At 59.1% G+C, this 24,026-nt stretch carries 18 protein-coding genes; 12 read left to right on the top strand and 6 right to left on the bottom strand.

The annotated features are described in order from the left end of the window. Positions 1 to 2: 2 nt before the first annotated feature. The 3 genes from fdhD to ASD54_RS18750 all read left to right on the top strand — a co-directional run bounded on the left by fdhD (position 3) and on the right by ASD54_RS18750 (position 2,977). On the top strand, positions 3 to 827 hold the full coding sequence (gene fdhD, locus ASD54_RS18760; protein WP_062556079.1) for a formate dehydrogenase accessory sulfurtransferase FdhD: 825 nt from the start codon (positions 3 to 5) through the stop codon (positions 825 to 827). Then, positions 817 to 1,161, top strand: coding sequence for a formate dehydrogenase subunit delta (locus ASD54_RS18755; RefSeq protein ID WP_062556078.1), 345 nt, complete (start codon positions 817 to 819; stop codon positions 1,159 to 1,161). The genes fdhD and ASD54_RS18755 overlap by 11 nt, the downstream gene beginning before the upstream one ends. 163 nt (positions 1,162 to 1,324) lie before the next feature. Beyond that, entirely contained in the window at positions 1,325 to 2,977 is a 1,653-nt protein-coding gene (locus ASD54_RS18750; protein WP_062556077.1) for an OFA family MFS transporter, read from the top strand. Positions 2,978 to 3,093: 116 nt separating this feature from the next. Here ASD54_RS18750 and ASD54_RS18745 read toward each other — a convergent pair whose 3' ends face one another. The 5 genes from ASD54_RS18745 to ASD54_RS18725 form a co-directional block, all read right to left on the bottom strand. Continuing rightward, on the bottom strand, positions 3,094 to 3,942 hold the full coding sequence (locus tag ASD54_RS18745) for an asparaginase domain-containing protein (protein ID WP_244484796.1): 849 nt from the start codon (positions 3,940 to 3,942) through the stop codon (positions 3,094 to 3,096). Positions 3,943 to 4,079: 137 nt separating this feature from the next. Beyond that, a complete protein-coding gene (locus ASD54_RS18740; RefSeq protein WP_062556076.1) occupies positions 4,080 to 4,556 on the bottom strand; it encodes a chemotaxis protein CheW in 477 nt (158 codons plus the stop codon). Between the two features lie 193 nt (positions 4,557 to 4,749). After that, complete coding sequence (locus ASD54_RS18735; protein WP_062556075.1) at positions 4,750 to 10,842, bottom strand: translocation/assembly module TamB domain-containing protein; 6,093 nt, start codon at positions 10,840 to 10,842, stop codon at positions 4,750 to 4,752. A gap of 64 nt (positions 10,843 to 10,906) precedes the next feature. Next, on the bottom strand, positions 10,907 to 12,751 hold the full coding sequence (locus tag ASD54_RS18730; RefSeq protein WP_062556074.1) for an autotransporter assembly complex family protein: 1,845 nt from the start codon (positions 12,749 to 12,751) through the stop codon (positions 10,907 to 10,909). A 253-nt stretch (positions 12,752 to 13,004) separates the two neighbouring features. Beyond that, positions 13,005 to 13,268: a glycine zipper domain-containing protein gene (locus ASD54_RS18725; RefSeq protein ID WP_062556073.1), complete on the bottom strand. Its 264-nt coding sequence runs from the start codon at positions 13,266 to 13,268 to the stop codon at positions 13,005 to 13,007. Positions 13,269 to 13,534: 266 nt separating this feature from the next. Here ASD54_RS18725 and ASD54_RS18720 point away from each other — a divergent pair, with 266 nt between their 5' ends. The 6 genes from ASD54_RS18720 to ASD54_RS18695 all read left to right on the top strand — a co-directional run bounded on the left by ASD54_RS18720 (position 13,535) and on the right by ASD54_RS18695 (position 19,501). Then, positions 13,535 to 14,026 (top strand): (2Fe-2S)-binding protein, encoded by a 492-nt coding sequence (locus ASD54_RS18720; protein ID WP_062556072.1) that lies wholly within the window; start codon positions 13,535 to 13,537, stop codon positions 14,024 to 14,026. 99 nt (positions 14,027 to 14,125) lie between these two features. Continuing rightward, the gene (locus tag ASD54_RS18715) at positions 14,126 to 16,489 is read left to right on the top strand and encodes a xanthine dehydrogenase family protein molybdopterin-binding subunit (RefSeq protein WP_062556071.1); all 2,364 of its coding nucleotides are present in this window, start codon (positions 14,126 to 14,128) and stop codon (positions 16,487 to 16,489) included. 15 nt (positions 16,490 to 16,504) lie between these two features. Continuing rightward, the gene (locus ASD54_RS18710; protein ID WP_062556070.1) at positions 16,505 to 17,302 is read left to right on the top strand and encodes a xanthine dehydrogenase family protein subunit M; all 798 of its coding nucleotides are present in this window, start codon (positions 16,505 to 16,507) and stop codon (positions 17,300 to 17,302) included. Positions 17,303 to 17,519: 217 nt separating this feature from the next. Beyond that, a complete protein-coding gene (gene hemA, locus ASD54_RS18705) occupies positions 17,520 to 18,734 on the top strand; it encodes a 5-aminolevulinate synthase (protein WP_062556069.1) in 1,215 nt (404 codons plus the stop codon). 24 nt (positions 18,735 to 18,758) lie between these two features. Further along, entirely contained in the window at positions 18,759 to 19,265 is a 507-nt protein-coding gene (locus ASD54_RS18700; RefSeq protein ID WP_244484795.1) for a putative toxin-antitoxin system toxin component, PIN family, read from the top strand. After that, positions 19,262 to 19,501, top strand: coding sequence for a hypothetical protein (locus ASD54_RS18695; protein ID WP_062556068.1), 240 nt, complete (start codon positions 19,262 to 19,264; stop codon positions 19,499 to 19,501). The genes ASD54_RS18700 and ASD54_RS18695 overlap by 4 nt, the downstream gene beginning before the upstream one ends. 15 nt (positions 19,502 to 19,516) lie before the next feature. Here the strand turns inward: ASD54_RS18695 and ASD54_RS18690 are convergent, their stop codons facing one another. Then, positions 19,517 to 20,926, bottom strand: a complete 1,410-nt coding sequence (locus tag ASD54_RS18690) for an XRE family transcriptional regulator (RefSeq protein ID WP_062556067.1) — start codon at positions 20,924 to 20,926, stop codon at positions 19,517 to 19,519. 131 nt (positions 20,927 to 21,057) lie between these two features. Here ASD54_RS18690 and ASD54_RS18685 point away from each other — a divergent pair, with 131 nt between their 5' ends. From ASD54_RS18685 to ASD54_RS18675, 3 genes are all read left to right on the top strand, one after another. Further along, positions 21,058 to 22,590 carry an acyl-CoA carboxylase subunit beta gene (locus tag ASD54_RS18685; RefSeq protein ID WP_062556066.1) on the top strand — a complete coding sequence of 511 codons (1,533 nt, stop codon included), beginning with the start codon at positions 21,058 to 21,060 and terminating at the stop codon, positions 22,588 to 22,590. A gap of 89 nt (positions 22,591 to 22,679) precedes the next feature. After that, positions 22,680 to 23,573, top strand: coding sequence for a glutathione-dependent disulfide-bond oxidoreductase (yghU, locus tag ASD54_RS18680; RefSeq protein WP_062556065.1), 894 nt, complete (start codon positions 22,680 to 22,682; stop codon positions 23,571 to 23,573). A gap of 73 nt (positions 23,574 to 23,646) precedes the next feature. After that, on the top strand, positions 23,647 to 24,024 hold the full coding sequence (locus ASD54_RS18675) for a hypothetical protein (RefSeq protein WP_062556064.1): 378 nt from the start codon (positions 23,647 to 23,649) through the stop codon (positions 24,022 to 24,024). Positions 24,025 to 24,026 lie beyond the last annotated feature (2 nt).

Below are 24,026 nucleotides of genomic sequence, written 5' to 3'. Positions count from 1 at the left end.
TGATGGCGGGAGAGACGAGCCGCAGGGTAGGCGCATTGAGCTTCCGGCAGGGGCGGCTTTCCGAAGCCTCCCGTCTGGTGCCTGAGGAAGTTCCGGTTGCCTTTTCCTATGGCGGATCCACCCATGCGGTCATGATGGCGACCCCGTCCGATCTGGTGGATTTCGCCTACGGTTTTTCGCTGGCGGAAGAGATCATCCGCTTAAGCGAGGACATCGTCGCCGTCGAGAGTGTCGAAGCTGGTGCTGGCATCGATGTCCAGATCACCCTGAAGGACAGCACCGCCGATGCGCTGACCGCGCGTCGTCGCAAGATGGCAGGCCCGGTTGGATGTGGTCTGTGTGGTATCGAATCCATAGAGCAGGCTGCGCGGCAGGTCATGAAGGTTCCGGAACCCTTGCCATGGCTGTCCGCCGATCATGTTGCCTTGGCAGTGCGAATGCTTGGCGACGCCCAGAAACTCAACCGCGAAACACGCGCAGTGCATGGTGCGGGTTTCTATCGCCCGGCTCGAGGATTGATAGCGTTGCGGGAGGATGTCGGTCGGCATAATGCGCTCGACAAGCTTGTTGGTTCCATCGTCCGCGAAGGCGAGGCGGCGCGCGATGGCGCCGTGGTGGTGACCAGCCGTCTGTCGGTGGAAATGGTGCAGAAGACGGCCATTCTTGGCTGTCCGGTTCTCATTGCGATTTCCGCGCCCACAGCGCTTGCAATCGATACGGCAAATGAAGCGGGCATGACCCTCATTGGAATTGCCCGGGGAGATGAATTCGAAGTGTTTACGAGGCCCGATCGTTTCATGTCCGGGGAGGCTGCCCATGTCGCTTAATCACACCGATGAAAAGCTGGTTCGGATGGCGAACCAGATCGCGACCTTCTTCCTGTCGCAGCCGGAAGAGGTGCGGGTGGATGGCGTTGCCACCCACATCAACAAGTTCTGGGAACCGCGTATGCGCCGCCGGTTCTTCGAGATGATCGACCAGGGCATTGGCGGATTTCTTCCGCTCGTCGTCCAGGCCTCCTCGAAGATCAAGCGGCCAAACGCTGCCACTACAAATGCTGTCGGCCTCGGCCAGGATGCGGCTCATGGCGCACCTGGAGGTCGCGGACCGATTGCCGGCGAATCCCTGTCGGAACCAAGTATTCCGGCGGGCTCTACCTGACTTTTCCCTGGTGATATCCGCAGTGGGGATTGCGGATCGGGGAGCAGGCTTCCGAAGCCATAGACGAGCAACGTAGTGCGTATCGTCACATCATCCGAACCGGCGCACGGGCGTGTGCCGGATCGATATTCTTTGTTCTGACATTGCAAGGGAGGTTTTCGCAATGGCGGTAGCAGGCGTAACTGGCGGAGGCGTGGCGCAGGCCGGTCTTCTCGATCGCGAGCGGATCATCGCTCAACCGGGTTTCAATCGATGGCTGGTTCCGCCAGCCGCTCTGGCCATTCATCTTTGCATCGGAATGGCCTACGGCTTCAGCGTCTTCTGGCTGCCGCTCAGCAAGGCGCTACCGACGACCGATCCAAGCTGCTCGACGCTGACCTTGGCCGGAGCGCTATTCACCACCGCCTGCAACTGGCGCGTGGCGGATCTCGGCTGGATCTATACGCTGTTCTTCGTGCTGCTCGGCTGCTCGGCCGCTATCTGGGGTGGCTGGCTGGAACGAGTCGGTCCGCGCAAGGCGGCCTTCGTATCGGCCTGCTGCTGGTGTGGCGGCATTCTGGTTGCTGCCATGGGCGTCATGTTCCATCAGCTATGGCTCATGTGGCTTGGTGCCGGTGTCATCGGCGGCATTGGTCTCGGTCTTGGCTACATTTCGCCGGTGTCCACTCTCATCAAGTGGTTCCCTGATCGGCGTGGCATGGCGACCGGTATGGCGATCATGGGTTTCGGCGGCGGCGCGATGATTGGCGCACCCTTGGCCAACCTGCTGATGGCCTACTTCAAGACGGATGGTTCAGTGGGCGTCTGGCAGACCTTCGTCGTCATGGCCCTTATCTATTTTGTCTTCATGATGGGCGGCACGTTCGGATATCGTATTCCCCCGGCTGGCTGGCGTCCTGAAGGCTGGACCCCGCCGGTGGCAAAAAGCTCGATGATCACGACCCGCCACGTTCACCTGCGTGATGCACACAAGACCAAGCAGTTCTGGCTCATCTGGGCCGTGCTCTGCCTCAATGTGTCGGCAGGTATCGGCGTTATCGGTATGGCTTCTCCCATGCTGCAGGAAATCTTTGCGGGTTCCCTGATCGGTCAGCCAGGTGTTGCGTTCGCCCAGCTCGACGCGGCGCAGAAGGCGCAGATTGCCGCAATCGCCGCGGGCTTTACCGGTCTTCTCTCGCTCTTCAACATTGGCGGTCGCTTCTTCTGGGCCTCGATGTCCGACAAGATCGGTAGAAAGAACACGTATTTCTGCTTCTTCATTCTCGGCATCGTGCTCTATGCACTGGCTCCCACGCTGGCCATGATGGGCTCCAAGGCGCTGTTCGTTCTTGCCTTCGGCATCATTCTGTCGATGTATGGCGGCGGTTTCGCAACCATCCCCGCCTATCTTGCCGATATCTTTGGAACGCAGTTCGTTGGCGCAATCCATGGACGCCTCCTGACCGCTTGGGCGACGGCCGGCATCGTTGGTCCGGTCGTGGTGAACTACATCCGTGAAGCGCAGATCGCCGCTGGCGTGGCACCGGGTCCGGCGCTCTACACCAGCACCATGTACATCCTCGCAGGCATGCTGGCACTCGGCCTCGTAGCCAATGCCTTTGTCAAGCCACTGTCTGACAAGTGGTTCATGTCGGATGAGGAAGTCGCATCGCTTCAGGCGAAGTCGGCGGCAGCCAATGCTGGCCCCACCGGCTCCTTCGGGATTGGCAAGGGCGGGCTGGATGCCAAGGCCATGCTTGCCTGGGCGGCGGTTGGCCTTCCGCTTCTGTGGGGTGTTTGGGTAACGCTGAGAAGCAGCTTCGCGCTGTTTGGATGAGGTTCCGAAGACACGTCGTGCCAGCGAGACCGAGCAATCGCTTGCTGGCATGCCTGGATCGCAGCAAAAGGGCGTCTTCAATGAAGGTGCCCTTTTTGCATAGCCGCAGGATGATGTCAGTTCAGCCAGAGCTTGATCAGAGCCGCTTCCGGCGTTTCATCGCCACCATTTTCGACGCCGATATCCCAAAGTGCTGCACCGGCTGCGAAATAGCCCGGAATGATGCCGCCATTCTGTGACTGGCTCACCGCCCGGATGCGCTTGCCGTCGACAATGGCCTGTTTGATCGCGTCGAGGACAAGCGGATTTGCCATGACGGTGCCGGATCCGAAGACTCGCAGCACCGCTCCGTCCAAGGTTGCAAGCGCAGCAGACAGGAAATCTGCCGGCATTCCGGGTGTCAGTGTCAGGATCGCCAACCGCCGTTCCGGGAAGGTCCGAAACCGGGGAGGATCGAGCTTTTCATTCTGCTTGGTGCGAAGAGAAACGGTATCCTGGCTTTGATGCTTTACCAGTCCATCGGCAGTCAGAAGCTTGCCACCGAAAGCAAGAAAGACGCCGTCCCCTTCCTGCGTGGCAGCTTCGATCGCCAGTGTCAGGTTTGCTTCCGCATCGCCATCTTCGCCAAGTGGTACGACTGATCCACACAGGATCACCCGTCTGCCTTCGTCCACCAAAGCCTGGGAAAGGGCAGCGACGGTGAACGACATGGTGTCTGTGCCGTGGGTAATGATGACCGGCAATCCGGGATGGGTACGGATCGCCTCCAGCATGGCATTCCAGTGAATGGGGCCGACATTCGCGCTATCGAGCAGCGGGCTGAAAACATTGGCAACCAGCTTCATATCGGCTGGAAGCCGAGCGCTGAGTGCGCTTTCGACGAGCCCCCGCATCGGCGTCAGCCCTTTGGGGCCTGGAGCCATTCCGATCGCGCCACCGGTATGAATCAGAAGCAGTTTGCTCAACGGATCATCCTCCTGAACTCAGGAGTTACGTATCCAACGCTCTTGGTAATATCAACACATTGTTTACCAAGTTTAAAATAACCTTAATAATAAAAGGCAGCTACAAGGCTGCCTTTTATACTTTCGGTAATTCTAAATTAGGCTGCCAGATCGTCGATTTCACTGCCCTTAAACATCTTGGAGAGGTTCAGGAAGCAGATCATACCACTCTCCGATGCAATGATGCCTTCGGAGAAGGACTTGTCGAAGGAGGCGGAGACTTCCGGGACAGGCTGGATCTGGTTGGAGGAGATCGTCAGGATGTCGGATACGCGATCAACCAGCATGCCGATGACCATATTGTGAACCTCGGTGACGACAATCGCGGAGCGCTCGTTGGCAACAGTGCTCTTCATGCCAAGCTTGTAGGAGAGATCGATGATTGGAATGACCGAGCCACGCAGGTTCATGACGCCGATGACATCTGCCGGAGCGTGCGGGATCGGCGTGGAGGGAGCCCAGCCGCGAATTTCGCGGATCGTCGTCGTCTTCACGCAGAATTCCTGATCGTGAAGGCGGAATGCGATGATTTCGAGAGTGTCGCCGCTGAAGCTGTTGGAAGTGATCGTCGCCATTCCGGATGTCCTTAAGCGTTGCTGCAAGTCTGCACCCACCCCTCGCGAGTACAGCAAGCTGTTAAATTGATCGCCTCAAGCGCGACGGATCTCTGTCTCGCGAAGGCGTTTCGTTAAAATTATAGGAAGATAGTTTCTTAATGCTGAATCCGGACACGGAAAGCTTGTCCGAGCGGCGCGTAGATGCGCCCCTTCAATATTCTTTTTCGTAGAAGATGCCGGCCGAACCGCCACCGCTCCCGGCGGAGCCCTTGAGCTTCACGCCACGGCCCACATCCAGGTTGATGCTGGCCTTGGCTCCGCTGCTGCCGCCCTGTTCTACCTGGAAGTAGGTCTTGTCATTCAGGCGCCGTCCCAGTGAGACACTGGTCTGGCCATTGTCATCGGTCTTCAGGTCAAGATCGTCCACACCAAGCTTGCCGCGCAGGGTCTGGAACAGCGAACTATCTCCACCGCCCGCAAGCTGGCTGACGGCATCCGCCAATTGGGCAATCTGAAGGGCCGAAAGACGCGACATGGATTGGCCGAAGATCAGCCGCGCCAAAACCTCGTCTTGCGGAAGGGAGGGCGAGGAGGTGAAGGCAATGTCCGGATCGTTGGCGACACCAGTCACAGTAATGGTGATGGTCGTCTGGTTCGAACTTGTTTCGGCGGCCATGTCCAGGACAGGGATCAGACTGCCGCCAAAGGTAATCTTGCCGCTGGTGAAATCGAGGCGCTTGCTGAGGATGACGATACGCCCGCGGCGCATTTCAAAGCCACCGGCGACGACAGGGTCTGACGCTGAGCCACGAATGGTGAGATTGCCACCAAGTTCCGCATCGATCCCGCGCCCTCGCACGAAGATACCGTTCGGAGCATTCAGAACCAGATCGAGGGAAAGATTGCTTTTTGTGCCTTCGCCGCCCTTCGGCGCCAGTGCAGCAAGAAGAGCTCGCACATCAGGCGGGGTGTTGCGATGCTTGACGTTGATTTCCGCAAGCGAGGCCGGAAGCTTTGCAGGAACCGTGATATTTGCGCGTGTGAGGGTCACGGTCCCGCCAAGCGACGGATTTTGCAGCAAAGGACCGGTCACCGTCAGATTGCCGTTGGCGGTGGCGTTGAACAAGGTTCCATCTACATAGGTGGCGTTGTTCAATGCAATGCGCAGGTCTGCGGAAAAGCCGTCCGTCAACCCAACGCTGCCCTGTGCTGAAATCGTGCCGCCCGTCGACAGCGACGCAGAGATTGTCGCGATCTCTGCGCGATCGCGATTGAAATTCACCTGGGCATTGATGTTGTTGAGAGCCAGATTGCGCCGAACATCGATGAGGCGGGCTCCGCTGGTGGAAGCGTTGCCGGTTATCTGGGGTGCTGAGGCAGTTCCAGAGACCGACACGTTTATGGTGCCCGTGCCTTCCGGAACGAAGCCCTGTGCTGAAAGCTGGCTTGCCAGAAGGCCAAAGGGCAGCGTGCCCTGAAAGCGCAGATCCAGCGGCTTTGCACCGGCCAGTCCCACGCTACCGCCGCCGGACAGGTTCAATCCGCCAGCGCCGCCAAGCATCGTCTGGAAGTTGAGGCGGTTGTCGGCGAACATGCCTTCCGTGGTGATACGGAACCCTTGCAGCCCTGCGCTTCTGGTCTGTGCAAGCGATGCATCATTCCAGGCAAGATTGAACCGGGCGCCCATGCTGCCATTGCCAAGCGCGGAAACCTTCCCCGAAATAATCCCGGAAGCGCCGAGGTTCGGCACGAAGGCATTGGCAAGATTGGCAGGCAGCGCATTGATGTCGGCGTTGAGGTTGAGGGCAGGGGCTCCCTGACCGCCCTGCGGCAGCGATACATCACCGCTAGCGGTAACCGAAAGACCGCTGGGGCCAGTGAGGCGCGTTGTGCCAAGTGTCAGGCGGTTGTTTGAGAAGGAGCCTTCTGCCCGCAGATTAAGAGGCCCGACTGCGGCGTCACCCTGGCGCCGGATTGCGCCGTCAGCCCACTGAACATCATAGCGGACGGACGGCGAGGCGACAGTTCCGGCAATGTTTGCCGAACCGGACACCAGACCGGATGCCTGCACACCTGGAAGGAATGCATTGGCGAGGCTTGCTGGAAGTGCGGCAAGCTGGGCGGTCAGATCCAGCGGACGCTCGCCTGCGAGGCCTATCGTACCCTTCGCCGACGCCGATAGTCCCTGCGGCCCCGTCAGTTGCACATCATTCAGGCTCAACATTCCTTCGGCCAGGCGTCCGTCGGCGTCGAGGTTCAGTCCTGCAAGGCCAGCTGTGCGTGTTTGCGCCGTTCCGACATCTGCCCAGCGCAGCTTGAAGTTCGCAATCGGTGCTTCCGGGGTGCCGGTCGAGGAAACAGTGCCGGAGATGATCCCACCGGCATCAAGGCCGGGCGCAAATGCATTCGCCAAGGCTGCAGGCAGGGCAGCGATCGATGCGTTCACGTCGATGGCCGGTCCCTGCGTGCCGCTCACGACGACGCGCCCCTTGGCGTTGACGGAAAGGCCTGAAGGATCGGTCAGGGATGTATCGCCGAGGGTAAGAGTACCATTCTCGAAGCTGCCGGTAGCGCGCAAGGTCATGTCGCGGACGCCGGTCTGGCGGCTCTGGGCAATTGCAAGGTCGGAACCTTGCAACTGATATTGAACCGCGGGTGCATCGGTGCGGCCGGACAGCGTGATGGAGCCGTTCAACAGGCCCCCGGCCTGTAGACCCGGACGCAACACATCGGCGAGTGAAAGCGGCAAATTGGCTATATTTGCCGTCATGTTGAGCGCCTTGTCGCCGGCCAATGCTGCCGTGCCTGAGGCTGTCAGGGAGAGCCCGTTCGCACCGGTGAGGCTGGCGTTCGACAGGTTGAGAATCTGGTTCTCAAGGCGTCCGCTTGCGGTCACGCCAAGCGGTGTCATTCCAGCATCGCGTGTCTGCTTGAGCGTCAGGTCTTTCACAGCCATCTCAAAGACAGCGGCAGGCGTGCTCAATGAACCGCTTGCGTTGATCGTCCCGGACAGAACCCCCTCTGCGCCGATGTCAGGGCGCAAGGCATTCAAAAGGCTGGCCGGAATTGCATTCAGCTTTGCCTGGAGCCCCAAGGCATTGCCATTGCTCACGGCAATCGTGCCACTCGCTTCCGCCGAAAGGCCCTGCTCGCCAGTCACGGATAGCCGGTCGATCATTACGCTATTGCCGGAGAAGCGACCCGAGAGATCGGAATCGATACGGTCTATCTTGGCAGCACGCGTTTGAGCCACCGAAGCATTGGCGAGCTTTGCCTGAAAGGCGGCTTCAGGAGCGCTTGTCGAGCCTGAAATCGTGACGGTGCCCGTCAGTTGACCACGTGCGTCGAGATCGGCGACAAAAGCATTGGCAAGGCTTGCGGGTACCGAAACCAGATTGGCGCGGATATCGAGACTCTGCGGCGTCGTGGTCCCCACCGTTCCACCCGCATTGATGGAAAGACCATCGCGGCCGGTCAATGTCGTCTGTTCCAGCGTCAGCGTGCCGTTCTGGAAACGTCCTCGGCTGGAGATCGAGAGTGCGCCGATGCCGCGCGCCTTCGTTTCGGCAATTTGTGCGTTCTGCCATCCGAGGCTGTATCGAATGACGGGGCTGGACGCCGCACCGGAGACTGTGACTGCGCCACCGATCATGCCTTCCGCGCCGAGGCCCGGACGGAACTCGTCCCCGATGGCAGCGGGCAAGTCGCTCAGCCGGAGCGCCATATTCAACTGTGGACCCGCACTGCCCTCGATGACGAGACGGCCACCGCCTGCGTTCAGGACGATACTGCCGAGATTTGCCACACCATCAGAAATTGTCACCCGCGCCGGGTTTGCCAGTGCGAGATTCAATCCAGAGGGCTTTGCCTCGAGACGATCCAGCGCAAGTGTCATACCGTCCGGATGAGAGCGATCGAAGGTGCCGGTCATGACGAGCGGCGCGTCGGAATAACGGCTTGCGAGATTGAAGCCGAGAATGCCAGACCTGTCGGCGAGCGTCAGCGCCGTGTCGGCCAGCACTTGTCCGCCTGCGTTCAGCTTGGCCGCGCGAATGACACCATCGACCGACAGTCCAAGCAGATCCTTGCTCGTGATGTTGAGAGCAGGACCCTCGATCACCGTCGTGCCGTAAGAAACGGATTGACCCGTCGCGTTGATCGTCGCGGAGATCTTGCCGTTCGACTGGCCGAGGCTCAAGGAGCCGCGAAGGTCGCCGCCCGCCTGTTGGCCTGCCAGTGAAGCAAGAAGACCGATATCCGGCCAATCGAAAGCCAGTTGTCCCTGCGGCAGGAAATCAGGAGAAAATGCCAGGTTTCCACTCAGCCGGTTCGCGCCCGCATCCAGCGCCAGCCTCGGTAGACGAATGGTCCCGTTTTCGCGACGTAGTTCGGTATCGAGTTTCAGCGGCTTGCCGTCCACGCGGCCCGATATGAGCGCCATGCCACCAATGGAAGACGTGCCGACCGTACCGTCGAAGCGGGCGCTGACGGCCTCCAGCGTCCGGCCGCTATAGCGGGCTTCTGCAGAGTTTACGACCGCCTTGACGCCGATCGCGTTCAGAGGGCCGTCCAGTACGACGTCATAGCCTGCTGCGCCCTTGGCATCAGGCTGGAAACGTCCGATCTCTGGCACGCGCCCGGCCAGATGCGCATTGAGTTTCGTGCCATCCCACAGCACATTGCCGTGGCCTTCGATCGTGCTGGATTTGACGACGAGGTTTTCGAGACTGATCCGGCCGCCGATGACGCCATCGACATAGCCTTCGACACCGATCCCGTCATCGAAGTAACGCGCCGCGGCACTCGGCAACCCGGTCGGGTTCAGCGATATGCGGATATTGCCTGTGACCGATTGTTTTGCCGTGTTGAAGGCGCCACTGATCGTGCCGGATGCCTTGCCGCTCTCAAAGGTCGATGCGTCGAGACCGATTGCAGGCGGGGCGAGCCTGATAGGGGCGTCCAGCCGGATCGGTCCCTGGACCAGACGGTCCAGATCCGGATTTTCAAAATCCGCCTGGGCGATGCTGAGCCGTGTGCGAACGCTGCCAGATTGCTCGACCAGGTTCAGGTCTTCGCTTTCCGCCTGAAGCCGCACCTGAGCCAGTGAAGCTCCTGCTGCATTGATAGACTTCAGCGCCGCCGTCGCATTGAAACGCGATCCTTCAGCCGGTCCGGTCAGTGTAAAGTTCAGGTTATCGATCGCAAAGCGCGCGGCTTGCGGCTGCATAGGCCATTCGAGATTGATCGAGCCATTGGTCGCGGTCGCGCTGCCGGTCAGGCTGTTGTCACCGGAAGGATCCAGCGCTCCCGACGCCTGCACCTTCATGGAGCCGGTTGCCAGTTCGCCCTTCTTGATTTCGATCCGCCCACTCTGGCTGATCAGGGCGCCCAGATTGACATCCGTTCGACCGATGAAAAGCGGACGAAATGCCGGGGGCAGAAGTTCGGAAAGCTGGCCGCCGCCATGGATCTGAAGCTGATGAACACCCTGAGCAGACAATTCGTGCCGACCATCGATGCTGATCACCGGCTTGTTGTCCACCGTGCCACGCAACTGCCCGGACCAGTTGGACAGCGGTCCCTGTCCATCCAGCGCCAGCGCCAGCGAAGGTGCGCCCGGCAAATGCAGGAGTCGCGCCAGCAGTCCGCCCTGCGGTTCCGAAACAAGGGCCTGAAGTTTCAGTTCGTTCTGCTGCGGCGCGAAGACGAGGTCGGTCTTTGCAAGTGCGTTTGGTACATCCTTGCGCCTCGCGGCAAGCTGCAGTGCCACGCGTTCGCCGGTCGCGTTTGCAGCGCCCTCTGCGGCAAGCTCGAAGCGACGCCCGGTAATCGCAGGCTCAAGTTCGATATCCGGCAAGGCGAAGCGATCGATTTCGATTGCCACAGGTAAGGAGAAGCCGCTATTGCCGGAGCTTGTTGCGGGCTGCTGCTGCGCCGGAACCGGAGGGCGAATTGCCTTCAATTCGGCGATTTCGATCCGGTCCGCGTGAAAAGTGCGGCGCAGAAGCGAAAGCGGAGACCAGTCCACCAGGATATTGCTTGCCTCGGCATAAACGCCATTGCGATCGGATAGCGCGATACGGTCGATTTTCAGGTGGCCCGTCAGCAGCCCCTGCGGCGCTGATACGGAAATGGATTGGTCGGGCGAGGAAATTGCGGAGGAGATCAGGTTTCCGGCCAAGCGGCTGCCCGCAGGAACGAAGCCAAGGAACAGCACGAAGCCGATGATACCGACGAGCAGGATCGTCACCACGGCAAGCGCGGTGCGCAATATCCAGCTTCTGGCACGCGATGACGATGTCATTGGTGCGGGTTCATCCTTGGCACGGTCCCGGATTCCTTATCCTGATCCTCGTTGTTTGGCGACATCAGAATGATTGTCCAATGCCAGCGTAGATACCGTATTGGCTTCCGCCCGGATAGCGGTTCAACGGCAATGCGATGTCTAACCGCAGAGGGCCGAATGGAGTTGCGTAGCGAACCCCGATTCCGGCGCCCATGCGGATATCGGAGAAATCGGGCGCGATTTCGGTGGAAACGGTTCCAACGTCAAAAAATGGCACAATTCCGATCTTGTCGTTGATTTTGACGCGCGCCTCCAGGTTCGCCACCGTATAGGAGCGGCCACCGAGCGCACGATTTTGCGCATCATAGGGCGAAATTTCCCGGAAGGTGTAGCCACGCACCGATCCGCCGCCACCCATGTAGAAGCGCCTGATGGTCGGAATATCCTGCAGATTGTCGGTGCCGACGATCGTGCCCGCCGACAGCCTGCCTGCCAGAACGACCCGGTTCTCTTCGCCCAGTCCCAGATATCCGGAAATCGACCCCTCGAAGGACGAGAATATTGAGCCGCGATAGGTCTCGTAGCTTGGTTTTGCCGATGCGGTCAGGCGATAGCCTTCGGTCGGTTCCAGCTTGTTGTCGCGAGCGTCACGTTCGAACTCGATGGGCAGCGAAAAGGTCAGGTAGCGGTTGCGGCCAAACGCGTCTTCGCTCTCGCTCCAGGCAATTTCGCCGCCACCCTTCACCTTGTCCTGCTCGCTCAGTTCGTAGGTCAGGGTCGCAAGTGCGGTAATCGTGTTGGCAGTATAGACATCCGGCGTCTCGCGCTTTGCCCGCAGGCTCGCATCGAAGGTCATCTCCGGAATCTTGAAACCAGGTTCGGAGTAGATGATGCCCGCGGAGTAATCGAAGGTATTGAGGTCGGTCGTCGCACCAATGCCGGAAACCTGTCCCTCGATCCGCAGCGACTCCGCCTGGCCGAAGAGATTACGATGTCCCCAGTAACCGGAAACGCCCGCGCCATCGATGGAAGAGAATTCGGCACCGAAACCGAAGTAGCGGAACTTTCCGTCAGCAACCTCGATGCTGAGCGGCAGTGAACCATCCGGCGCCAGAGCATCGGCCTCGCGTATGGTAACGCTCGAGAAAACGCCGAGTTCCCGCAATCGGTCACCAGCCTTCTTGAGTTGTTCGGGGGAATAGGTCTCGCGTCTGTCGAGGCGGGAATAGCGGCGAATGAAATCCTGATCGACGCCCTCGGAGCCTCGTACAGTCACGGTACCAAAGGGTGCGACAGGCCCGCTTGTAGCGCTGATTGTCACCGCGACGGTGTTCGTCGCATGATCGGCGATGACGTCGCGCTTGCCAATCTTCGAAAGCGGCCTTCCCTGCTTTTTGAGGTCGCGAACGATCCGCTCGCCCGCCTGGATGATCGATACGGAGCCCGCCTTGTTGCCCGGTTCCAGGCCTACGGATTTCGGATCGATCCCGGCTGCATCGCCCTCGAGCGTTACCTTGCCAAGTGCAAACTCGGGTCCGGGCTCGACCGTCACGACAACAGGGACGGGTTGGCTATGGTCGAACACGGGAACCGGCGGAAGCCTGTCGATCTCCTGGCCCGCAATCGTTATGCGCACGACGGCACCATAACGTGCCTCTTCATAAAGAACGGCCACAAGCCTGTCGCGATCTTCGCGCGCCTTGATGACGAGGCCGAGATCGCCCGAGACCGGCTGCTTCTCATCCGACTTGAGAGCACTCGTCGTCTCCAGCCGATCCTTCAGGTCGCCGGTTGCCGTCGTCAGGTTCAGGGTGGTGCTGTAGCGGACGGGATCGATGACGTCGGCGGCTTCTTCCTCGTCGCTGCCGAAGAGATTGATCCCGAAGAGCTTGAAGGCATGGGCGGGTTCCGCAGAACCCACAGTCATGGCTACTCCCGCCGCCAGAAGAACTGCGAGACTTCTTTTCCGATACGCCATCATGCGGACCGGTACGCACATCGTCTTGCTCGTAATCAGTTCGGCTCTTCCCACCCGTTCAGACGCGAGCGTCTATACTCAATTTTTCTAATGTAACCGCAAACGGCGTCTCAGGGTACCGTTTATATGCCACACTGTCAGCAAAAAGCCCCGGATCGAGTCCGGGGCCAATCTTTTGTTCAACGAGCTTCCGCTGAAGAACTCAGTAGCCGCGCGGGCAGGCGTCCACATAGCGACGGCCATAGCGGTCGCGGTAGTAGCACTGGCCAGGCTGCTCGGAAACAGAGCCGATGACAGCGCCCGAAAGGCCGCCGATCGCAGCGCCCACGGCAGCGCCGCGAACATTGCCGGTCGCCAGGCCGCCGATGACGGCACCTGCGCCCGCGCCAATGCCGGCGCCACGTTCTGTGGCGGTGCAGCCTGCGAGGGTCGCGCCCACCATGAGAAGCATCATTGCCTTCTTCATTACTCTCTCCAACTTTGAACGATCGTTTCCAGCTCTTCGGCCGGTCCCGTCTAGGCTAACACCAGCCAAGATTAACCCAGCTTGAACGGGAGGATATGACTCAAATCCAGGAAGTCTAGAGCTTGCCCGAAGAAGTTTCATTGATCCTCATTGATTTGATGTCGCAGGAAAAAACTATCTGTTGCTCACTGCTAAAAAAAGACCAATGATGCACACCACGTGTTTGAGGAGACACGTTCCCTGTTCGGGGATTTTGGGAGGAAATCATGGCGAAAGTGACGTTGACGGTGAATGGCCGGACGATGTCGGGTGAGTGCGACGATCGCACTCTGCTCGTACACTTCATCCGGGATAGACTGGGCCTGACCGGCACCCATGTGGGATGTGATACGACCCAATGCGGTGCCTGCGTGGTGCATATGGATGGTAAATCGGTGAAGAGCTGTTCCATCCTGGCGGTGCAGGCCGCAGGTTCCACCGTCACCACCATTGAAGGCATTGCATCTCAGGGCGAATTGCATCCGGTACAAGCGGCCTTCAACCAGCACCACGGGCTTCAGTGCGGCTTCTGCACGCCTGGCATGGTGATGACCGCAGTCGACATGATCAATCGTCACGGCGGTCATCTGGACGAGCAGACGGTTCGGCACGAGCTGGAGGGCAATATCTGTCGCTGCACCGGCTACCACAACATCGTCAAGGCCGTGCTCTCCGCCAATGAAGAGATGCATGGCGCATCGCGCCAGGCTGCCGAGTAGATTTCGAACCGGCATCCGGCGGATCTTTCCTGCCTCTGATGGCAGCTTTCGCCGTGGCCTTTCAATGCTGTTCTATCGCTTTCATCTGGAGGAGATGACATGGGTATGGAAGGGATTGGTGCGCGCGTTGCTCGCAAAGAGGACAAGAGATTCCTCACGGGCAAGGGTCGCTACACTGACGATATGGTCGTTCCGGGCATGAAATATGCCTATTTCGTGCGTAGTCCGCACGCGCATGCGAAGATTACCGGCATCAATGTTTCAGCGGCCAAGGCCATGCCGGGTGTCATTGATGTGCTTGATGGCAAGCAGTTGCAGGCCGACGGGATCGGCAACCTGATCTGTGGCTGGATGATCCATTCCAAGGATGGGTCTCCGATGAAAATGGGCGCCTGGCGTCCGCTGGCCGTGGATACGGTGCGCTATGTGGGCGATGCCATCGCCATCGTGGTGGCCGATTCGGTTGCTGAAGCGCGCGACGCGGCGGAAGTCGTGACGGTCGATTATGAGGAACTTCCCGCTGTCATCACGTCCGTAGCGGCACTCGAAGCAGGTGCGCCACAGATTCATCCGGAAGCACCGGGCAACCTGATCTTCGATTGGCAGATCGGCGACGGAGCGGCGACCGACAAGGCCATTGCCGAAGCGGCGCATGTCACCGAAATCGAGATCCTCAACAACCGTCTATCGCCCAACCCGATGGAGCCGCGCGCGGCGCTCGGCGTCTATGACGAGGCGGAGGACCATTACACCTGCTACACCACCAGCCAGAACCCGCATGTCGCGCGTCTGGTCATGAGCGCCTTCTATAATGTCGCGCCGGAAAACAAGCTGCGCGTCATTGCGCCGGATGTCGGCGGTGGTTTCGGCTCCAAGATCTATATCTATCCGGAAGAAATCGTCTGTCTCTGGGCCTCGAAAAAGACCGGCGTTCCGGTGAAATGGACATCGGATCGTACCGAAGCCTTCCTCACCGATGCGCATGGCCGCGATCATGTGTCCAAGGTCAAGATGGCCTTCGACAAGGATCACCGGATCATCGGCCTGAAGGTGGATACGATCGCCAATCTCGGCGCCTATATGTCGCTCTTCTCGTCGGCGGTGCCGACCTATCTCTATGCGACGTTGTTGTCGGGCCAGTACGCCATTCCCGCCATCCATGCCAATGTCCGCACGGTCTACACCAATACGGTTCCGGTCGATGCCTATCGCGGGGCGGGGCGTCCGGAAGCGACGTACTTGCTGGAGCGCACCATGGAAGTGGCGGCGCGCGAGCTTGGCGTTTCTCCCGCAGAGCTTCGCCGCAAGAACTTCATTCGCAGCTTCCCGTATCAGACCCCTGTCATCATGAACTACGATGCGGGCGACTATGACGCATCCCTGACAGCGGCGATGGACGCTGCTGATTGGAACGGCTTCCCCGCGCGTCGTGCCGAGGCAGAAGGACGCGGCAAGAAGCGTGGCATCGGCATGAGCTGCTATATCGAGGCCTGCGGTATCGCACCCTCGCAGGCGGTTGGTTCTCTCGGTGCCGGTGTCGGCCTCTGGGAATCGGCGGAAGTGCGGGTGAATGCCGTTGGCACAATCGAGGTTCTCACCGGCTCGCATAGCCATGGGCAGGGCCACGAAACCACCTTTGCCCAGCTGGTTGCGGATCGCCTCGGCGTACCGCTCGCCAGCGTCAATATCGTTCATGGCGATACCGACAAGGTACAGATGGGCATGGGCACCTACGGCTCGCGTTCCGGTGCCGTCGGCATGTCGGCCATCGTCAAGGCGCTCGACAAGGTCGAGATGAAGGCGAAGAAGATTGCGGCGCATCTGATGGAGGCCGACGAGAGCGACATCGTCATCGAAAATGGCGAGTTGAAGGTGGCGGGCACGGACAAGACGCTGCCCTGGTTCCAGGTGGCACTCGCCGCTTACACTGCCCATAACCTGCCTTCGGGCATGGAGCCGGGCCTGAAGGAAACCGCGTTCTATGATCCGTCCAACTTCACCTTCCCGGCGGGTTGCTACATTGCCGAGGTGGAAATCGATCCCGATACCGGCAAGACGGAGATCATCCAGTTCGTAGCTGCCGATGACTTCGGCAACATCATCAACCCGATGATCGTCGAGGGGCAGGTGCATGGGGGCTTGGCGCAAGGTATTGGTCAGGCGCTCCTGGAAGAAGTGCGCTATGACGAGGTGAGCGGCCAGCTTCTGACGGCAAGCTACATGGATTATGCCATGCCGCGGGCCGACGATCTGCCTTCGTTCAAGCTCTCGCACCAGAACACGCCGTGCCCCAGCAATCCGCTTGGCATCAAGGGCTGTGGCGAGGCAGGTGCCATCGGTTCGCCACCAGCGCTCATCAATGCCATCACCGATGCCATCGGTGTGGAGATCACCATGCCAGCAACACCGCTCAAGGTGTGGCAGGCGCTTCAATCCGCCCAGCCGCGCATGGCTGCCGAATAAGAGGAGGGATCAAGCATGTATGATACCAATTACCACCGCGCCTCCTCGGTCGAAGAGGCTGTGAAGCTGCGGTCGTCGCAGGATGAGGCCCGCTATCTTTCCGGCGGCATGACGCTGATCGCCACCATGAAGCAGCGGCTTGCCGCGCCTTCGGACCTGGTGGATCTGCGGCATGTGGCCAGCATGAAGGGGATCTCGGTCGAAGGGCGCAAGGTGCGTATCGGAGCCGCAACAACCCATGCAGAAGTCGCTTCGTCGTCGGCGCTTCGGGCCGTATGCCCCGCTATCTGCCATCTGGCCGGCATGATCGGTGATCCGCATGTGCGCCACATGGGCACGATCGGCGGTTCCGTTGCCAACAACGATCCGGCAGCCGATTATCCGTCCGCCGTGCTGGCACTCAATGCAACGGTCGTGACGGATCGCCGGGAGATTGCGGCCGACGATTACTTCCAGGGCATGTTCGATACGGCACTGGAAGAGGGCGAGTTGATCACGGCCATCACCTTCGAAGTGCCGGAAAAAGCTGGCTATGCCAAGTTCCCCAATCCGGCCTCGCGCTATGCCCTGACCGGCGTGTTTGTCGCTAAGCATGCTTCCGGCGTTCGTGTTGCTGTCACCGGGGCGGGCTCCAATGGCGTGTTCCGCGTACAGGATCTGGAGGCTGCACTTTCGGCAAACTGGTCTGCCGAATCAGTGTCGTCTGTCACTGTCGATGCGAGCCAGATGATGGAAGATATGCACGCAACGCCGGACTATCGCGCCAATCTCGTCAAGGTCATGGCGAAGCGGGCGGTGCAGGCTGCGGGGTAATTTCTTCGCCTAAAACTACTTGGGGCGGTGAAAACCGCCCCTTTTTTATCTCTGCTTGATGTGAATCAATTTTTTCTTATGACAGCTTTCATAAATTCATATTGGAATGATTCAAAAAAATGCGCCAAATGCCGCAGGTGGCATGGAATCGCTGGTTGCAGGCTTGACGGGACAAACCTCAACACCCAAAACGGGGTGCAGGTTCTGGAGTGTAAGAATGGATTTCGAGGCATTTTTCAAGGGCGAGCTGAACAGCCTTCATCAGGAAGGCCGCTATCGCGTGTTCGCCGATCTCGAGCGTCACCGTGGAAACTTTCCGCGGGCAACGCGCCACACTCCGGAAGGCAAACGCGATGTCACCGTCTGGTGTTCCAACGATTATCTTGGCATGGGCCAGCATCCGGCTGTGATTGCAGCCATGCATGAGGCGATCGATCACTGTGGCGCGGGTGCTGGCGGCACCCGGAATATTTCTGGAACCACCCACTATCACGTTCTGTTGGAGCAGGAACTTGCCGATCTGCACGGCAAGGAAGCGGCTCTGATCTTCACCTCGGGCTATGTGTCGAACTGGGCAACGCTCGGTACGCTGGGTGCGAAGATTCCGGGTCTCATCATCTTCTCGGATGCTCTGAACCACGCTTCGATGATCGAAGGCATTCGCTTCGGCAAGTGCGAACGCGTCATCTGGAAGCATAATGATCTGGATGATCTGCGCGCCAAGCTGGCCGCTGCGGATCCGAAGGCTCCGAAGCTCATCGCATTCGAGAGCGTCTATTCCATGGATGGCGATATCGCGCCGATCAAGGAAATCTGCGATTTGGCCGATGAATTTGGCGCCATGACCTATCTGGACGAGGTGCATGCCGTTGGCATGTATGGTCCGCGCGGTGGCGGCATTGCCGAGCGCGAAGGCCTGATGGATCGCATCACCATCATCGAAGGTACGCTGGGCAAAGCCTTCGGCGTTATGGGTGGTTACATCACGGGCTCCAATGCCGTGTGCGATTTCATTCGCTCCTTTGCGTCCGGCTTCATCTTCACGACAGCCATTCCTCCGGCGCTTGCTGCCGGTGCGGTCGCCTCCATTCGTCACCTGAAGAACAGCCCGTTCGAGCGCGCTCGTCATCAGGATCGCGTCCGAAAGCTGCGCGCTTCGCTGGATGCGCGTGGCATTCCGCACATGATGAACCCGAGCCATATCGTGCCGGTCATGGTGGGTGATGCGGCCAAGTGCAAGTGGATCTCGGATCTGCTGCTCGATCACTCGGACATTTATGTTCAGCCGATCAACTACCCGACGGTGCCACGCAAAACCGAGCGTCTGCGCATCACGCCGACACCACTGCATTCAGATGCCGATATCGAGCATCTGGTCAGTGCGCTGCACCAGCTCTGGTCGCGTTGCGCACTGGCGCGTGCGGTGGCCTGAGGCGCGCAATAGAGCATAACGGTAATGAGGATCGCGGTGACGCGGTCCTTTTTTTATACCAAATATTTTATTTTCAATATCACATGTGATATCATGATTGTCGTTGATGCGAATGTGTTTCTGTCTGCCTTGCGTTCTTCTCAAGGAGCGTCACACCAGATTTTGCGTTGTATGCTCACGGGCGAAATTGCGTTTGCGCTGACACCCGCGGTTGCTCTGGAATATGAGGATGTTGTGAAACGTTCTGGTCTTTTAGGTCAGCCTCCTGCGCTCCGTATGAATGAGGTTGATGTTGTTCTCGATGCGCTGTTCAGTCGGGCGCACATCGTATCACCCTATTTTCGGTTTCGTCCGTTTCTGGATGATCCGAAAGACGACATCTACATCGAATGCGCGCTCTCAGCAGGTGCTGAGCTCATTGTCACCAGCGACAGACACTTTCAGCATCCTGCGGTTCATGCCTTCGGGTTGTCGGTGATGCGTGCGGCGGAGTTCTGGCAGCGGTACGCAACAAGGAGAAAGATGATATGAGCACTTATCCACTTCGCTTGGCTGATCATGTCATGGAAGAGGCCAAACAAGCCGCTGCGGAAGACAATGTTTCATTGAACCAGTTGCTCTCTGCTTTCATCGCCGATGGGATAGGGCATCGTAGGGCGATTCTCTCGATGAAAAAGCGTGCCGAGCGTGGGGATGTTCAGGCAGCACTGGCGGTGTTGGATCGCGTTCCCGCTGCGAAACCAGATGTTGGAGATGAACTCCTGTAATCCTTCTTCTGTCGTTCACACAATCCGATACGGCACGATCGAACGGTTGTCGTGATCGACCGTCAGCCTGCTTTTGAGCGGGGGCATGGCCCTTTGCGGGCAGTTGTGGCGCTCGCAGATGCGGCAGGATATGCCGATGGGCTCGAAGGCTGCGCGGCTGTCGAGATCCAGATCGTCGGCATAGACGAAGCTGTCCGCATAGGAAATCTCGCAGCCGAGTGCCAGCGCATAGCGCGGTTGCACGGCGCGAAAGCCGCCGCTGCCCTTGGTAATCTGGGTGGCGAGACAGAGGTATCGCACCCCGTCAGGCGTTTCCGCCAGTTGCCGGATAATGCGGCCCGGCATTTCGAAAGCCTGATGCACATTCCATAAGGGGCAGGCGGCACCGAAGCGAGCGAACTGAAGCTTGGCGGCGCTGTGGCGCTTGGTGATGTTTCCTGCCCGATCCACCCGCGCGAAGAAAATGGGAATGCCCTTCTGCCCCGGTCTTTGCAGCGTGCTCAACCGGTGGCAGATCTGTTCCAGGCTCGCGCCGAAATGGGCGGAGAGCAGGTCGAGATCATGGCGCAGGTCGCGGGCGCGTTTCAGGAAGCTTTCGTAGGGGAGAAGAAGGGCGCCGGCGAAATAGTTCTGTAAGCCAATGCGACAGATTTCCACCGCTTCGGTTGTCCGAAAACCGGCCTCGCGGGCGGCGCGATCAATGGGTTCTGCGGCGAAAAGCTGGGCAATCTGAAGCGCCATCTGGAAATCGCGAGTGGCGGGCGTCGCATAGGCGTTCAGCGAGAGACGACGGGAGGCTGGATCGAAGCTGCGGATGAGTTCGTCCTTCAGGGAGGTGCGCTCTACACGCACACCAAAACGGTTGAGCAGAAAGTGCTGCAAGGCCGAGTGGTTGTCCCCGCCGCCAAGGCCGATCTCGGCCGCCAGACGCTCGGCCAGGATATCCAGTTCGTGAATGTAGTTGTCCACGAAATGGAAGTAGTCGCGCACCTCGTCGTAGGGCGTAGTCTCGCTCAGCGCCGCGCGACCCAGCCGGTCATCCATGCTGGCCAGTTGTTCGCTAGAACGGCGATAGGCCTGATGCGCGGCAATCAGCGCATGGGCAATGGCAGGTGCGTTCTGCGTCACCAGCTTCAGATCCTGCAGGCTGCCCGTGTAGCCTTCAAACAACGGATCGGAGAGGGCTTCAGACAAGGCGGAAAGAAGACGGTCCCCTTCGCCGGAAGAGAGATCAGCAATGCTGACACCGAATTTTTCCGCCAGCGCCAGCAGAACGGCAGCGGATACGGGACGCTGGTTGTTCTCAATCTGGTTCAGGTAGCTGGTCGAGATCCCGAGCCGTTCTGCGAACTGGCTTTGTGTGGCACGGGCCGCCTCCCGCACATCCCGAACTTTTCGACCGATATAGAGCTTGCCAATCGCCATGAGTTTGCAACTTCGCAAAATGCAGTTTGCATATTTATAGATTACACATTGCCACCTCTTCAACCAAAATCCATGTTTCGCCTGCATGGTCAACGCGATACAAGAGCAAGACAAATTCAGGGGAGGCATCATTGCGCGCAGTTTTGAGCGAAGTGGAAGCACGGCGGGCAGAGGCACGCCTTGGTGGCGGCCAGAAGCGCATCGACGCGCAGCACGCCAAGGGGAAGCTGACGGCGCGCGAGCGTATCGAGGTGTTGCTTGATGAAGGCTCCTTCGAAGAATACGATATGTATGTCACGCATCGTTGCGTCGATTTCGGCATGGAAAGCCAAAAGGTAGCCGGCGATGGCGTCGTTACCGGCTGGGGCACGATCAACGGTCGGCAGGTCTACGTTTTCTCCCAGGATTTTACCGTTCTTGGCGGATCGCTGTCTGAAACCCATGCGCAAAAGATCTGCAAGATCATGGATATGGCGGTTCGTGTCGGCGCGCCGGTCATCGGCCTGAATGATTCGGGTGGTGCCCGCATTCAGGAAGGCGTGGCGTCGCTGGCCGGTTACGCGGAAGTCTTCCGCCGCAATGCGGAGGCCTCTGGTGTCATTCCGCAGATCTCGGTCATCATGGGGCCTTGCGCGGGTGGCGCTGTTTATTCGCCTGCCATGACGGATTTCATCTTCATGGTGCGCGATAGCTCCTACATGTTCGTCACCGGCCCCGATGTGGTAAAAACGGTCACGAACGAAATCGTGACGGCGGAAGAGCTGGGCGGCGCTTCCACCCATACGAAGAAGTCTTCCGTGGCCGATGCGGCCTATGAAAACGATATCGAGACGCTGGAAGCAGTACGCCAGCTGTTCGATTTCCTGCCGCTCAACAATCGCGAAAAGCCACCGGTGCGGCCCTTCTTCGATGATCCGGCCCGGGTGGAAATGCGGCTCGATAGCCTGATCCCGGATTCGCCTACCAAGCCTTACGACATGAAGGAACTCATCTACGCGATTGCTGATGAGGGTGACTTCTTTGAAATTCAGGAAGCCTTTGCAAAGAACATCGTCACCGGCTTCATCCGTCTGGAAGGACAGACGGTGGGCGTCGTCGCCAACCAGCCAATGGTGCTGGCGGGCTGCCTCGATATCGATGCATCGCGCAAGGCAGCGCGTTTCGTGCGCTTCTGCGATGCTTTCTCGATCCCGATCCTGACGCTGGTGGATGTGCCGGGCTTCCTGCCGGGTGTGGCGCAAGAATATGGCGGCGTGATCAAGCACGGCGCAAAGCTGCTGTTTGCCTATTCGGAAGCCACCGTGCCGATGGTGACCCTGATTACCCGCAAGGCCTATGGCGGTGCCTATGACGTGATGGCTTCCAAGCACATTGGCGCTGATGTGAACTATGCCTGGCCGAGTGCGGAAATTGCCGTCATGGGAGCCAAAGGGGCAACCGAAATTCTCTATCGTTCCGAGCTTGGCGATGCGGACAAGATCGCGGCACGCACCAAGGAATATGAGGAGCGGTTTGCCAATCCCTTCGTGGCGGCGGAAAGGGGCTTCATCGATGAGGTAATCATGCCGCATTCGTCGCGCCGCCGCATTGCGCGGGCTTTCGCCTCGCTGCGCAACAAGCAGATTAACACCCATTGGAAAAAGCACGACACGATCCCGCTTTGAGGCTCGCGTATCCAGTGTGAACACTTATATCTTGCGGGTTACGCCCTTCCTCCACGGCGTCAGCCTCTTGAAACAAGGATTTCAATTCCATGAGTGATTCCAAATTTCCGCCGGAAAAGAACCTGCCAGCCGGCTATGAACCGCCCAAGGTCTGGACCTGGGAGCCTGGCAATGGCGGCGCCTTTGCCAGCACCAATCGACCCATCGCCGGGTCCACGCATGAGCAAGAACTGAAGGTCGGCAAGCATCCGCTGCAGCTTTACTCACTGGGCACACCAAACGGCCAGAAGGTCACGATCCTGCTGGAAGAACTGCTGGAAGCCGGTCACACCGGTGCCGAATACGATGCCTGGCTCATCAATATCGGCAAGGGCGATCAGTTCGGTTCCGGCTTTGTCGGTGTCAATCCGAATTCCAAGATCCCGGCTTTGATGGATCATCAGCCGAAAAGCGGCGGCGAGCCTGTGCGCTTGTTCGAATCCGGCTCCATTCTCGTCTATCTGGCGGAAAAGTTTAGCGCGTTTCTGCCCGGCGATCTGCGGGCCCGTGCCGAGGCCATGAACTGGCTGTTCTGGCAGATGGGTTCAGCGCCTTTCGTCGGCGGCGGTTTCGGCCACTTCTTTGCCTACGCGCCGATGAAAATCCAGTACGCCATCGATCGCTACGCCATGGAGACCAAGCGCCAGCTGGATGTGCTGAACCGGCAGTTGGCCGAGAATGAGTTTGTCGGTGGCAGCGAATACACCATTGCCGATATGGCGATCTGGCCCTGGTATGGTCGCCTTGCACTGGATTCCTCCTATCCGAATGCAGGCGAATTCCTGTCAACCGCTGAATACGAACATGTGGTGCGCTGGGCCAAGCAGTTGGCGGCGCGTCCCGGTGTCAAGCGCGGCGGCATCGTCAACAAGGCCTCGGGCGATCCGGGTTCCTTCCTGCCTGAGCGTCACGATGCGTCCGACTTCAACGGTCTGAACGTCTGATCATACACATTGGCCTGCCTCTTCCTCGGAACGGGCAGGCCGCCGACACATAAGAATCAACTGGAGACTGCCCGTGGCCAACCTGCCGGAAATGACGAAACACCGAGGCTTTCCAGGAGGAATGCCGGGCACCGGCGTGCAGTTCACCATTCGTCGTGCCAACCCGAAGGGCGTGACACCGCTCAAGGCTATTCCACGCAAGGCCCGTCCCGGCACCAAGGAACACCGCATCGATGCGGCCTTCCTGCATGCACTGTGGCATCATTTCGGCGACCAGCCATTTGAGCGCGGCAATCTGGATGCCGCCCGCCTCAGCCTGCTGTTCGGGCGCGAAGTGGTGCCTGTCGACAAGGATTTCGATCCGCAATCCTACGAGGCGCTGCTGCAGATCAATGAACGCGTAGCGCGTCAGAATTTCCCTGAATCCTTCGAAGATGTGTTTGAGGTCTAGAG

The sequence above is a fragment of the Rhizobium sp. Root149 genome (assembly GCF_001427345.1).
Classification (GTDB): Bacteria; Pseudomonadota; Alphaproteobacteria; order Rhizobiales; family Rhizobiaceae; genus Neorhizobium; species Neorhizobium rhizoryzae.
This window is presented reverse-complemented; position numbering and strand designations above follow the sequence as displayed.

Coding starts and splice junctions, on each gene's coding strand:
- fdhD (WP_062556079.1), top strand. CDS start 3: ATGGCGGGAGAGACGAGCCGCAGGGTAGGCGCATTGAGCTTCCGGCAG.
- ASD54_RS18755 (WP_062556078.1), top strand. CDS start 817: ATGTCGCTTAATCACACCGATGAAAAGCTGGTTCGGATGGCGAACCAG.
- ASD54_RS18750 (WP_062556077.1), top strand. CDS start 1,325: ATGGCGGTAGCAGGCGTAACTGGCGGAGGCGTGGCGCAGGCCGGTCTT.
- ASD54_RS18740 (WP_062556076.1), bottom strand. CDS start 4,556: ATGGCGACGATCACTTCCAACAGCTTCAGCGGCGACACTCTCGAAATC.
- ASD54_RS18735 (WP_062556075.1), bottom strand. CDS start 10,842: ATGACATCGTCATCGCGTGCCAGAAGCTGGATATTGCGCACCGCGCTT.
- ASD54_RS18730 (WP_062556074.1), bottom strand. CDS start 12,751: ATGACTGTGGGTTCTGCGGAACCCGCCCATGCCTTCAAGCTCTTCGGG.
- ASD54_RS18725 (WP_062556073.1), bottom strand. CDS start 13,268: ATGAAGAAGGCAATGATGCTTCTCATGGTGGGCGCGACCCTCGCAGGC.
- ASD54_RS18720 (WP_062556072.1), top strand. CDS start 13,535: ATGGCGAAAGTGACGTTGACGGTGAATGGCCGGACGATGTCGGGTGAG.
- ASD54_RS18715 (WP_062556071.1), top strand. CDS start 14,126: ATGGGTATGGAAGGGATTGGTGCGCGCGTTGCTCGCAAAGAGGACAAG.
- ASD54_RS18710 (WP_062556070.1), top strand. CDS start 16,505: ATGTATGATACCAATTACCACCGCGCCTCCTCGGTCGAAGAGGCTGTG.
- hemA (WP_062556069.1), top strand. CDS start 17,520: ATGGATTTCGAGGCATTTTTCAAGGGCGAGCTGAACAGCCTTCATCAG.
- ASD54_RS18700 (WP_244484795.1), top strand. CDS start 18,759: ATGAGGATCGCGGTGACGCGGTCCTTTTTTTATACCAAATATTTTATT.
- ASD54_RS18695 (WP_062556068.1), top strand. CDS start 19,262: ATGAGCACTTATCCACTTCGCTTGGCTGATCATGTCATGGAAGAGGCC.
- ASD54_RS18690 (WP_062556067.1), bottom strand. CDS start 20,926: ATGGCGATTGGCAAGCTCTATATCGGTCGAAAAGTTCGGGATGTGCGG.
- yghU (WP_062556065.1), top strand. CDS start 22,680: ATGAGTGATTCCAAATTTCCGCCGGAAAAGAACCTGCCAGCCGGCTAT.